Annotated in this window: 12 protein-coding genes; 11 read left to right on the forward strand and 1 reads right to left on the reverse strand. The window is 57.9% G+C overall.

Translation table 11 applies throughout. The features are described 5' to 3' along the window. Positions 1–169: 169 nt before the first annotated feature. The 11 genes from VN114_RS05575 to VN114_RS05625 all read left to right on the forward strand — a co-directional run bounded on the left by VN114_RS05575 (position 170) and on the right by VN114_RS05625 (position 10842). Positions 170–328, forward strand: a complete 159-nt coding sequence (locus VN114_RS05575; RefSeq protein ID WP_325512826.1) for a hypothetical protein — start codon at positions 170–172, stop codon at positions 326–328. 161 nt (positions 329–489) lie between these two features. After that, positions 490–867 carry a response regulator gene (locus tag VN114_RS05580; protein WP_325512828.1) on the forward strand — a complete coding sequence of 126 codons (378 nt, stop codon included), beginning with the start codon at positions 490–492 and terminating at the stop codon, positions 865–867. 204 nt (positions 868–1071) lie between these two features. Continuing rightward, positions 1072–1821 carry a CerR family C-terminal domain-containing protein gene (locus tag VN114_RS05585; protein ID WP_325512830.1) on the forward strand — a complete coding sequence of 250 codons (750 nt, stop codon included), beginning with the start codon at positions 1072–1074 and terminating at the stop codon, positions 1819–1821. Next, positions 1818–3308 carry an efflux transporter outer membrane subunit gene (locus VN114_RS05590; RefSeq protein ID WP_325512831.1) on the forward strand — a complete coding sequence of 497 codons (1491 nt, stop codon included), beginning with the start codon at positions 1818–1820 and terminating at the stop codon, positions 3306–3308. Before VN114_RS05585 ends, VN114_RS05590 begins: the two co-directional genes overlap by 4 nt. Positions 3309–3315: 7 nt before the next feature. Beyond that, on the forward strand, positions 3316–4551 hold the full coding sequence (locus VN114_RS05595; RefSeq protein ID WP_325512833.1) for an efflux RND transporter periplasmic adaptor subunit: 1236 nt from the start codon (positions 3316–3318) through the stop codon (positions 4549–4551). Then, entirely contained in the window at positions 4548–7679 is a 3132-nt protein-coding gene (locus VN114_RS05600) for an efflux RND transporter permease subunit (RefSeq protein WP_325512835.1), read from the forward strand. Before VN114_RS05595 ends, VN114_RS05600 begins: the two co-directional genes overlap by 4 nt. A 16-nt stretch (positions 7680–7695) precedes the next feature. Then, on the forward strand, positions 7696–8055 hold the full coding sequence (locus tag VN114_RS05605; protein WP_325512837.1) for a glutaredoxin domain-containing protein: 360 nt from the start codon (positions 7696–7698) through the stop codon (positions 8053–8055). A 52-nt stretch (positions 8056–8107) separates the two neighbouring features. Continuing rightward, a complete protein-coding gene (locus tag VN114_RS05610) occupies positions 8108–8845 on the forward strand; it encodes a PIG-L deacetylase family protein (RefSeq protein ID WP_325512839.1) in 738 nt (245 codons plus the stop codon). Positions 8846–8879: 34 nt separating this feature from the next. Next, complete coding sequence (locus VN114_RS05615) at positions 8880–9110, forward strand: hypothetical protein (RefSeq protein WP_325512841.1); 231 nt, start codon at positions 8880–8882, stop codon at positions 9108–9110. 126 nt (positions 9111–9236) lie between these two features. Continuing rightward, on the forward strand, positions 9237–10157 hold the full coding sequence (locus VN114_RS05620) for a Kdo hydroxylase family protein (protein WP_325512843.1): 921 nt from the start codon (positions 9237–9239) through the stop codon (positions 10155–10157). Between the two features lie 52 nt (positions 10158–10209). After that, positions 10210–10842: a nucleotidyltransferase family protein gene (locus VN114_RS05625; RefSeq protein WP_325512845.1), complete on the forward strand. Its 633-nt coding sequence runs from the start codon at positions 10210–10212 to the stop codon at positions 10840–10842. An 86-nt stretch (positions 10843–10928) separates the two neighbouring features. Here the strand turns inward: VN114_RS05625 and VN114_RS05630 are convergent, their stop codons facing one another. Next, positions 10929–12632, reverse strand: coding sequence for a phosphoethanolamine transferase (locus tag VN114_RS05630; RefSeq protein WP_414694196.1), 1704 nt, complete (start codon positions 12630–12632; stop codon positions 10929–10931). Positions 12633–12642 lie beyond the last annotated feature (10 nt).

Raw genomic sequence — 12642 nt, forward strand, 5'->3', positions numbered from 1 at the left:
AACAACAGTGAGAATTGTCCTACAAATGGTCGCGGAGAAGTCCTATTGGGTTCGCCTATCCGTTTGGATACATTACCAGCCTGCAAATGATTTTTAACAATAATTAACAAACAAGGGCCATCCCGGTCCACCGCGTTTCCGCGAGACCGGACTCATTCTGGAGCAGACGATGATGCATATTTTTAAACTGATTTCGATTTTCGGCATGCTTGGAGGCATTGCGTGGTTTGCGATGGTGCCTGACTTCGCGGCGGTATTGCTGGGCATTCTTTCGCTGGCGATCTTCATGATGACCTTTTTGCCGGTTATTCCGGACGAGACGGTTTGAGCGTCGCAGGCTGCAAACACAATACGAAAGCAGAACGCCGGTTTCCGGTGCGGCCGTAGCAGGAGTGACAGGAGCGTCCGCTATACTGCGGACGTTCGCACGAACGAACAACGAACTATAAAAATCGTACGGTCGAGGAGCGCAGCCACGCGGCGAAAATTATGCAAAGCGATGAAACAGGAAAAACAGGCCGGCGACTACGCGTCCTGCTCGTGGAAGACAATGTCGATGCACTGGAAGGCCTGGTGGAAATGACCGGTCTGCTCGGTCACGATGCGCACGGCTGCACCTCCGCTGAAAACGCATTGTCCATGCTGAAGGGGGACCAGGCCTTCGATCTGATGATTACCGATATCGGCCTGCCCGGGATTTCGGGTCTCGAGCTGGCACGTCAGGTACGGGCGTTGCGCCCGCTGGAGATCACGGTGGCCAGCGGCTACGCTCGCAGCAACGATGTCCCCTCCGATGTCGGCTGGTTGATGAAGCCGTTCGGCATTGAGGAATACGCGGCATTGCTCGATCAGGCGGCGCAGCGCTAAGAGTCATTCGTCCTGATCGTCATGACAGGATCGCAAATCTTCATTTCAGGCGAATCAATTCCTGTCCGGAAATAATTCGCCTCGTGTCTTTTATTCAAGTCTGAACTGGCGTCGTTCCTTGCTCATGGAGGCAGGAAACGAATGGCGATAAATCAAATGATTTAATTAAATCAAACGTTTGATTTATGTGTTCTAATAGCGATCATGAAAAACATCATCAAAAAATCCGCCGGCAAAGCATCGCCGGCGAATCCGACACGGCAGGCCGACGGCGACGCACGAAAACAGCGTGCAGACGGCGCCGAAGCGCGCGCGCGGCTGATCGACGTCGCGCTGCACCTGTTCGTCGAAAAAGGATTTGCCCGGACATCGACACGCGACATCGCCAGCGAAGCCGGCGTCAACCTGGCTGCAATCAAGTACTACTTCGGCGACAAGGCCGGTCTGTATCGCGCAGTATTCACCGAACCGCTAAGCGAACATTGCGGCATGCAGTTGCCGATCGACGAGGAAGGATTGACCTTGCGTCAATCGATCGAACGATTCTTTGAAGGATTCTTCGAACCGCTCAAGCAGACCGATCTGATTCAGCTATGCATTCGCCTGCATTTCCGCGAGATGATCGAGCCGACCGGATTGTGGATGGAAGAGATCGACAACAACATCAAGCCCGCGCATGAAGCGTTGGTCAACGCATTGATGCGCCACATGCATCTGTCGAAAGCGGATGACGAGATTCATCGCCTCGCTTTTTCCATCGCCGGGCTGGCGATTCAGATGTTTACCTCGCGCGATGTGATCCAAGCGATTCGCCCGAAGTTGATCAGTTCGGCAAGCGAACTCGATCGATGGAGCGAACGCATGGCCGATTACGCGGAAGCGATGGCCTCTGCGGAAAAAAAGCGCAGGGCCGATGTCGAAAAAAATAATAAAAACGGGAAGAAGAACGCATGAAGACGCCCCCTCTGACTTTGCTGCACGGTGCGCTGTTCGCCGCGCCGCTCTGGCTCGCCGGTTGTGCCCTGACTCCGCCGCCGGACAGGGTTGAAGCCGCAACGCCTTCCGGCTGGCAGGCGCCGCTTCCTGCCAAATCCACTGCGCTCGACAATGCGTCAGACCTGCCGCATCACGGTACATTGACCGACTTGTCGCAATGGTGGCAACAACAGAACGATCCGTTACTGGTTGAGCTGATCGACACAGCGCAAGCGGTCAGTCCGACCGTGGCCGATGCGTTGTCACGCATCGCGCAGTCGCGTGCAAGCAGTGTTTCGGCAGACGCGGCCTTGCTGCCGAAACTGGACGCATCGCTGACATCCAGTCGTTCCAACACGCAGGAGCCGCTGCCGTTAAGCACGATCACGCAGGCGCAATTGCAGCCATCGTGGGAAGTTGATCTGTTCGGTGGCAATCGCGCATCCAGCCGTGCCGCGTTGTCACGCCTGCAGGGCGCACAGGCCGGCTGGCATGACGCGCGCGTATCGGTTGCTGCCGAGGTGGCGAACCGCTATTACAGTCTGCGCACCTGCAACAAGCTGCTGGCCGTATCGCAATCGGACGCCGATTCACGTGCAGAGACGTCGCGTTTGTCCGACCTGAGTGCGAAAGCCGGGTTCCAGGCGCCGGCAACGGCGGCACTGGCGCGTGCCAGCGCGGCGGAAGCCAGCGGTCGTGTCACGCAGCAGCGTACCTCTTGCGATCTCGATGTGAAGGCGCTGGTTGCATTGACCGGAATCGACGAGCCGACGCTGCGTACGAAGATGGCGACATCGACACAATCGCCGACAGCACCGATCGCCATCGACAGCCTGCCGGCGCAGACGTTGCTGCAACGCCCGGACGTTTTCATCGCTGAACGCGAAGTCGCGGCCGCCAGCGCCGAAGTCGGCAGTGCGCAAGCCGCACGATATCCACGCCTGAGTTTGAGCGGTTCGATCGGTGTGGCGCGCTATCACGCAGCCGGAACGTCGACGGATTTGCGTACATGGTCGGTCGGACCGATCGCCCTGTCGCTGCCGATTTTCGATGGCGGCGAACGCGCGGCCAACGTCGACGCGGCACAGGCGCGTTACGAGTCCGCCGTCGTCGCCTATCGCGGCAAGGTGCGGCAAGCCGTACGCGAAGTGGAAGAAGCGCTGGTCAATCTGCAAAGCACGGCATCGCGCAGCGACGACGCACGTGTCGCGGTCGAAGGATATCGCGCCTCGTTCGAAGGAACCGAAAGCCTGTATCGCAATGGCCTTGCAAGCCTGCTCGATCTGGAAGACGCACGCCGCCTGCGACTGGCCTCCGAACTGAATGCGGTGTCGCTCGAGCGTGAACGCATGGCCGCATGGATCGCGCTGTACCGCGCGGCCGGTGGCGGCTGGCGCAATCCGGATGCAGAACGCATGGCCTCCTCGCTTTCTCCTGCTGCCCAACAAAATTCAGAATCCAAGTGACTTATCTATGAAACGCTTGAACAAAAAAAATACCATCATTGCGGCAGTTGTCATTGTGGTCCTGGCGATCGTAGCCGTCCTTGTTGTTTCCGGAAAATCCGGCAAGGTGAAGGAGGTCACTGCGCCCAAACCGGCACTGACCATTACCAGCGCCAGGCCGTCGCAGGAAAAACTGCCGATCAAGCTGACTGCCAACGGCACGATCACGGCGTGGCAGGAGGCGATCATCGGCAGCGAATCGAACGGTCTGCAACTGACCGAAGTGCGGGTCAACGTCGGCGACACCGTGCGGCGCGGTCAGGTGCTGGCGACATTCTCTGTCGCCACCACCAGAGCGGACGTTGCACAAGCGCGGGCTGCGCTGATGGAAGCTGAAGCCAATGCAGCGGATGCGCGAAACAATGCCGAGCGCGCACGTACGCTGCAAAGCACCGGCGCGTTGAGCACGCAACAGATCAACCAGTATCTGACGACGGAACAGACCGCCAAGGCAAAAGCGGAAGCAGCGAAAGCCACACTGCAGGTGCAGGAAGTCCGCCTTGCACAGACACAAGTGCTGGCGCCCGATGACGGCGTCATCTCGTCGCGCAGTGCAACGGTCGGCGCGGTCGTCGGTGCCGGTACGGAACTGTTCCGCATGATTCGCCAGGGACGCCTGGAATGGCGCGCCGAAGTGACGTCGGAGGAACTCGGCCGTCTTGCGCCGGGGACGATGGCGACAATCGTTGCCGCCAACGGCACCGAAGTGAAGGGCAAGGTGCGCATGATTGCACCCACCGTCGATACGGAGAATCGCGCGGCGCTGGTGTACGTCGACCTGCTGAAAAATGACAAGGCAGGCGTTGCACCGGTGCGCGCAGGCATGTTCGCCAACGGTGCATTCGAACTTGGCACCTCAGCCGCGATCACCGTGCCGCAACAATGCGTGGTGATTCGCGACGGCTTCAGTTATGTCTTCCGCCTGAATCCCGACAAGCGTGTCACGCAAGTCAAGATACAACCCGGTCGCCGGCTCGCCGATCGCATCGAAGTTGTCTCCGGCATTACACCCGATATGGAACTCGCAGCCAGCGGTGCGGGCTTCCTGAACGACGGCGATTTCGTCAACGTCGTATCGGCAGAGCCACCTGTTGCCACGCCGGCTGCGGCACCGGTCACGCCTGCCGTACCGGCAACACCGGCCAAACCTGCAATCAGGCAGCCGGCAGAATCTGCCGCAACATCGGCACAGGAGAAAAAGTGAACTTCTCCGCGCTCTCGATCCGGAATCCGATTCCGGCCATCATGCTGTTCATCCTGTTGGGGCTGGCAGGCCTTCTGGCGTTCAAATCAAACGCGATACAGGATTTTCCCGATATCGAACTGCCGATCGTCACGGTAACCGCATCGCTCCCGGGTACTGCGCCGGCGCAGCTTGAAACCGAAGTCGCGCGCAAGCTGGAAGATTCGATCGCCACATTGCAGGGCATCAAGAACATCTATACGAAAGTACTCGATGGTGCCGTCACGGTTACGGTCGAGTTCGTTCTCGAAAAAAACCTGTCGGACGCCGTCAATGAAGTGCGCGATGCCGTTTCGCTGATTCGCGCCGATCTGCCTGCCGATTTGCGCGATCCGGCAGTCACCAAGGTATCGACTGCCGGTCGTGTCGTGCTGACGTTCACTGCGACTGCCGCGCCCGGCAGCAATCTCGATGAGCAGGAAATGAGCTGGTTCGTCGACAACACGGTGGCCAAGCGGTTGCTCAGCGTGCCGGGTATCGGTTCGTTCAAGCGTGTCGGCGGCGTCGATCGTGAAGTCCGCATCGAACTCGATAACGCCAAGATGGCTGCGCTCAACGTTGCCGCCGTTGATGTCTCGCGTCGCCTGCGCATGGTGCAGCAGGAAGCGCCGGGCGGCCGCGGTGATGTCAGCGGTGCCGAGCAGGCGGTGCGCACAATCGCCACGGTACAGACCGCACCTGAACTGGCCTTGCTGGATATTCCGTTGGCCGATGGCCGACATATCCGGCTCGACCAGGTCGCGACGGTGACCGACACTATCGCAGAGCGTCGCTCGACAGCATCGCAGGATGGCAAGACCGTCGTTGGTTTTGAAATATTCCGTACCAAGGGCGCCAGCGAAACCGAAGTCGCAGACGGTGCACGCAAGGCGGTGGAAGAACTGCAGGCGGCACACAGCAATGTCATCTTCAAGCAGGCGATCGACAATGCAAAACCGGTCGAGGAAAATTTTGACGGCTCGATGGAACTGCTGTACGAAGGTGCGATTCTCGCCGTGCTGGTGGTGTGGTGGTTCCTGCGCAACTGGCGCGCCACGCTGGTTGCTGCTGCGGCGCTACCTTTATCGGTGATCCCGACCTTCCTCGGCCTCAGTTACTTCGGTTACACGCTGAACACGGTGACGTTGCTGTCGCTTGCGCTGGTGGTCGGCGTGCTGGTCGACGATGCGATTGTCGAAATCGAAAACATCGAACGCCACCTGCGCATGGGCAAGACGCCGATGCAGGCTGCACTGGAAGCGGCGGATGAAATCGGCATGGCCGTCATCGCCACCACGTTCGCACTGGTCTCCGTGTTCCTGCCGACGGCGTTCATGGCCGGCATTCCCGGGCTGTTTTTCAAGCAGTTCGGCTGGACGGCGGTACTGGCGATTCTGGCATCGCTGGTGGTCGCGCGTCTGTTGACGCCGATGATGGCTGCTTATCTGCTCAAGCCAAGTACGCATCGCGAGGAAAAAGATGGCTGGGTAATGCAACGCTACATGGCAACGATGAAATGGTGTCTGCGGCATCGTCTGGCGACAGCCATTGCATCGGGCCTGTTCTTTATCGGGTCCATCCTGTTGACAGGCTTGCTGTCGACGGGCTTCGTACCGCCGGCCGATCGAGGGCAGACGCAGGTCAATATCGAGCTGCCGCCCGGCAGTACGCTGGCGGAAACGACGGCCGTTGCCGAGCGCGTGCGTCTCGCGATTTCGAAAGACAAGAACATCACGAGCGTCTTCAGCTCGATCGGCGGCGGTTCCAGCGGCGATGCCTTCGCGCCGGGCGCATCGGCCGAAGCACGACGCGCCGTGCTGACAGTGACCACTACCCACCGTGATGAGCGGCACGAGACGATGACCGATATCGATGCGGGTATACGCGCCAACATCGCGAACATTCCGGGCGCGCGTTTCACCGTCGGTCCGCCGGATACCGGCGTCAAGATGCAACTCGTGCTGCGCAGTGAAGATCCGGTCGCCTTGTCGGCTGCAGCGAAAAGAGTCGAGACGGAATTGCGCGGCTTGCGCGGTATCGGCAACGTCACCTCCAGTGCGTCGCTGGTGCGTCCAGAAATCATCGTGCGTCCTGATGTCGCGCGCGCCGCAGATCTCGGCGTGACCGCCGCCAGCATCGGTGAAACAGTGCGCGTTGCGACAGCCGGCGATTACGACCAGAACCTGCCCAAGCTGAACTTGACGGAACGGCAGGTGCCGATCCTCGTCAAGCTTCCGGACGCCGTGCGCGCCGACCTGTCGGCAATCGAACGCTTGACGGTGCCGGGACGCAACGGCCCGGTGATGCTCGGTACGGTCGCTTCGGTCACGATGGAAAGCGGACCGGCGCAGATCGATCGCCTGAACCGCAGTCGCAACGTCACGCTCGATGTCGAACTCGGTTCACGTTCGCTCGGCGAATTGAATACCGAAGCGCGCGCCTTGCCGTCGATGCGCAATCTGCCGCCGTCGGTAAAGATTGCCGAACTGGGCGATGCGCAGGAAATGCTGCTGCTGTTCGAAAGCTTCGGCCTGGCGATGGCGATCGGCGTGTTGTGTATTTACGGCGTGCTGGTATTGCTGTTCAAGGACTTCATGCAGCCGGTCACGATTCTTGCCGCGCTGCCGTTGTCGATCGGCGGTGCATTTGTCGCGTTGCTGATAACAGGAAGCGCGTTGTCGATGCCGTCGATGATCGGCCTCATCATGTTGATGGGGATCGTCACGAAGAACTCGATTCTGTTGGTCGACTACGCAATTCTGGCGCGGCAGGCCGGCATGAATCGTTTCGACGCACTGGTCGACGCCTGCCACAAGCGTAGTCGGCCGATCATCATGACGACGATTGCAATGGGTGCCGGCATGTTGCCGCTTGCGCTGGGCTGGGGTGCCGATCCGAGCTTCCGTTCACCGATGGCCATCACCGTGATCGGCGGACTGATTACATCGACGCTGCTCAGCCTGCTGGTGGTGCCGGCAGTTTTCACTTACATCGACGATCTCGAGCAATGGCTGAAACGCACGATGCGCAAGATGCGCGGCATCGACCACGAGAAAGCCGACGAACATCATGAAATTGCAAAACTGCCGCGCCCGAACGAAACTGATTAACCATTGCGAGAAAACCATGAGCCGCCCTTTACTGAAGCAGGAAAATCAAACAGCCGACGTGCAGAATTTCATTGCCGGCTATCACCGCCAAACCATTGAGGAAGTGACGGCTGCCATTGCGGCGAACAGAATCGTCGTCGTCGGCATGGCGCAGAATCCCTTCGTGAAAAAAGCGCGTGCGGCATTGAATGCAGCGAACACGGATTTCCGTTATCTGGAATACGGCAGTTATCTGTCTTTGTGGAAACCGCGTCTGGCGATCAAAATGTGGAGCGGCTGGCCGACGTTTCCACAGGTGTTTGTCGATGGCGTATTGATCGGCGGCTACAAGGAAACGGTTGCCGCATTGCAGGCCGGGACGATTTCACCGAAATGAGTGGAAAATAGCGACCGTATAAAACAAGCCGAAACAAGGAAAGGAACGTGCGATGCAATCACCACTGGATATACCGCACGATCGCCCGCTCGATCTGAACACATTGTCGTTACCAGGGCCGCTGACGATCGTCGTGCTGGCGCCGCATCCGGACGATTTCGACGCAATCGGTGTGACGCTGCGCCATTTTCACCTGCGGGGTGATGCGATTCATCTCGCGGTATTGACCACCGGCGCCAGCGGTGTCGAAGATGGCCATGCCGGCGCTGTCACACCAGAACAGAAGGCGGCATTGCGCGAAGGCGAACAGACTGCGAGCTGTACCTTTTTCGGTTTGCCGCTCGACCGTCTATCTTTCCTGCGTTTGCCTGCCGACGAAAAAGGCAATCCGCGATTGGACGACGCCAACCATGCGCGCATCCGCGATTACCTGGCCGTGCGCAAACCGGATCTCGTCTTCATGCCGCACGGGAACGATAGCAATGTCACGCATCAACGTACTTACGCATTGTTTCGTGCGGTTGCCCTCGCCGAAAAATGGTCTTTATGGGCAGTCCTGAACAAAGATGCAAAAACGGTTACGATGCGCACCGACCTGTTTACATCGTTCAACGAAGACGATGCCGCCTGGAAGGCCGAACTGCTGCGCCTGCATCAATCGCAGCATCAGCGCAACCTGAATACGCGCGGCAGCGGATTCGACGAGCGTGTGCTGGCCATCAACCGCAAGGACGGTGCGACGGTCAATGCGCAATACGCGGAATTTTTTGAACTGGAACGTTTCGGTTGAAGGCCGAAACACCCGAATGCAACAAGGAATCGACATGGCTTGTGACCACAGGAAAGTGCTGGATCTGGCAAAGGAAGGAAACTGGGAAGAGGCGCACGCGCTGGTGCAGATGCACGGCGACGAACTCTCCTGTCAGATCCACGGCTATCTGCATCGCGTCGAAGGCGATCTCGGCAACGCACGTTACTGGTACGGACGTGGCAACAGCACGTTACCGAACAATACGCTGGAAGAAGAATATGCGCGGCTTTGCGGACGTCTGTAAGTACCTGTTTCACTTTTTGCGTGAGCCCGCGTCCGCTTGCAGTAATATCTGAAAAAATGACCGTGCCGGCTGGCCTGTGGGCATCGGCACCCAGCCGGAACTGGCTGGAAACACTGGAATCTTCTTATGTCAGACACCGTCCTTAATCGCCGGGCAGAATCGCCTGCCACCGAAAATTTCCCTTCTCCCATCGTGACGATCGACGCACGTGACTGGCGGCTTGAAACGGTCGATCCGGCATGGATCGATGCGCTGGAAGAAGGCAAGGTGCTGTATTTTCCGCATCTGGCGTTTCGCCTGAAGGAAGACGAACATCGTTTTCTGAATCCGGATATCAACGCCGAAGGTTCGCGCAGCATCACGCTGGAAACAGGCGGCCGTTTCAAGGGAGTGGCCGGTGACGAGGCTGTACAGGCAGCAGTAGCCGCAATGGTGGGCCGCTTCCGCGCGGACGCGCAACAACTGGTCGACTCGCTACTGCCGCATTATCGTGATTCATTAAGGATGGCGACGACCAGTTATCGACCGAAGCAGGTCGAAACGCGCATACAAACCTGGCGTGCGGACGACAAGCGACTGCACGTTGATGCATTCGCCGGCCGCCCGAATCATGGCGAACGTATTTTGCGCGTGTTCGCGAACATCAATCAGGAAGGCGTGCCACGCGTGTGGCGTGTTGGCGAACCTTTCGAAGAAATGGCGCGAAAATTTCTCCCGCGCCTGGAAAAATATCGGCCTTTTCACGCACGCATGCAGCAGTTGTTGCGCAAGACGAAAAAACTTCGGACCGAATACGATCATTTGATGCTGCAGCTCCATGACAACATGAAGCTTGACGAGGATTATCAAAGAAACGCGCCGCAACTTACGATGCCCTTCGCGGCAGGGAGTGTGTGGGTTTGTTTCTCCGATCACACTCTGCACGCCGCGATGTCCGGACAGTACATGATGGAACAGACCATGCATTTGCAACCGGAAAATCAATATGATTCGACGCAAAGTCCCCTAGCCATTTTACAAAGGCTGACAGGACGCAAGCTGGTTTGAGAATGCCCGATCCGGGCGAGCGTTATTTCAATACATTTCCTGATATTCAATTTTGACTTCACCGATTTTGCTGCCGATCATCGGCGTCCTGCTTGCAGCAGGAAGAGGGACACGTTTCGATCCGTCCGGTGTGCAGGACAAGTTGCAGCAGCCATTGCCGGACGGCGACAAGGTGGCCGTCGCCGCGGCCAGGACAATGCTGGCGGTACTGTCTGATGTGATTGCAGTGGTGCGTGTGGAAAATGCCGTTGCTGCGTCATTGCGTGCGCTGGGTTGCACGGTCGTCGTTTGCGAAGATGCGGATCGCGGGATGGGTGCTTCACTGGCTTGCGCGCTGCGGCAAGCGGTCGACGCATCCGGCTGGGTGATCGCACTGGGCGACATGCCGTATGTGCTACCGACCACAATTGCTGCGTTGCGCGACGCGTTGATGGACGGGGCCGATATCGCGGTGCCGGTGCGTAATGGCAGGCGCGGCAACCCGGTGGGTTTTGGTCGTGAACGTCTGCCGCAATTACTGCAGGTGGAAGGCGATCAGGGCGCGCGCGCGTTGTTGCACGCAAATCCATGGACCGCAGTCGAAGTTGACGATCAGGGAATTCATCACGACATCGACAGTCCCGCCGATCTGGAGGGTGAGTGGAATAACGCCCCGGATAACTCGCTGCCTCGAAAACGACTTTGACGCGTGCCACAGGCAGAGCCGGGCAGGACTAGCATGACGTTTCATCGAAAAAGACATCTGTCGCAAGACAGATGTCTTTTTCATTTCTATACCTTATGCGATGCACGGCAGCTCGCCGTGATGTCCATCGACTTGTCGTAATGCTTCGACTCGATCTGCAGCATGCCGAGGATCGAATGGAACAAATTGTCCTGACTGACCGAATCGTTGACATGCTTTTCCATACAGTCGCGACTGACGCCGAAATCGGCAGAAAAGCCCTGGGACATCCACATCACCATCGGTACATGCGTTTGCTCTTTCGGTGCGATTGAATAGGGCATGCCGTGCAGGTAAATGCCATGTTCACCCAGCGATTCGCCGTGGTCGGACAGGTACAACATCGCGGTATCGTATTTTGTCTGCTTCTTCAGATAATCAATCGTCTTCGCCAGGAAGTGATCGGTATACAACACGCCGTTATCGTAGGTATTCACGATCTGCTGTTGCGAGCATTTGCTGAGGTCTGCGGTGTCGCAGGTCGGCGTAAATTTTTTCATCGCCGCCGGATAACGACGGTAGTAGGCGGGACCGTGATTGCCCAGTTGATGCAACACGACGAACAGATTGCCGCCCTTGGTCTTGTGAATTTCGTCATCCATACCGTCCAGCATGATTTCATCGAGGCAGCGCTCGCCATCACACAGTTCGGAATTCTTGCTGCTGTCGAAGAATTCCTGGCCGAGTCCGTCGCAAACACCCTTGCAACCGGACTGGTTGTCGCGCCAGACCGTATTGATGCCGACATGGTTGATGATATGCAGCAGCGATTCATGACTGCGGATCGCCTTTTCATCGTAATTGCGGCGACCATAGGTCGAGAACATGCACGGCACAGAAACTTCGGTATTGGTGCCGCACGAGGTCATGTGATTGAAATTGAAGACGCCGAGATTGCTCAGTTCCGGTGTCGTCTGTCTTTCATAACCGTCCATTCCCCAATTGGCGGCACGCGTCGTTTCTCCGACGACCAGGACGAACAGCATCGGCTTGCTGCGTGACGACCATGCTGCACCGAGTTTGGCATCTTCACTGATCGGAATCTTCGGCTTGTTGGCGGCCTCTGTATCGGCAGTGACGACACGTGCCAGCGAAATCAGATAATTGCTCGGTGTGATCAGATAGCGCATCTCTTTCTGGTTGCGCATCATCGAGGAAAAATCCTGAAACACCAGCAGAATCGAACCGATCGCCAGCAGCAATGCGCCTGCGATATACAGCGTGCGTACCGTCAGTGCACGACGCCACGATACTTTACGCAACTGCAGTCGCCAGATCAGTGCAGACGGTGCGATGCCGAATACCAGCATATGCAGGCAGAAATTCAAAGAGAACAGTTCGCTGGCTTCCTTTACATCGGTGCGCAGGATGTTTCTCACCATATCGCTGTTGAAGAACACCGTGTACTTGTTCATGTAATAGGTGGCCGCCGCAGTAACCAGCAGCAGCACGGTCAGGATCGGCCTGGTACTCCAGCGGTTGAGCAATATCATCAGCGCAGCGCTCTGGAAGGCGGTAATGCCGATGAAGATCGCGGCCGCGAACAGCCAGCTCGCCGGATGCGACCAGTTGCGTCCGGCGGTCGCGGCGGAAAAGAACAGATTGTTGGACGTCAGTGAAAAGAACAGGCTGACGAGTACGGCAAGCTGTTCGGTGCCGACAGGAGGGAGGCGATCGAGCAGTCCTGCTGTGGAACGGCCGAGTGTGGCGTCGGCCGGGCCGACAGTGCGAGTTGGTTTCAAGGTGAACACCGACTTCTAA

Source organism: Oxalicibacterium sp. (assembly GCF_035565035.1).
Taxonomy (GTDB): Bacteria; Pseudomonadota; Gammaproteobacteria; order Burkholderiales; family Burkholderiaceae_D; genus Oxalicibacterium.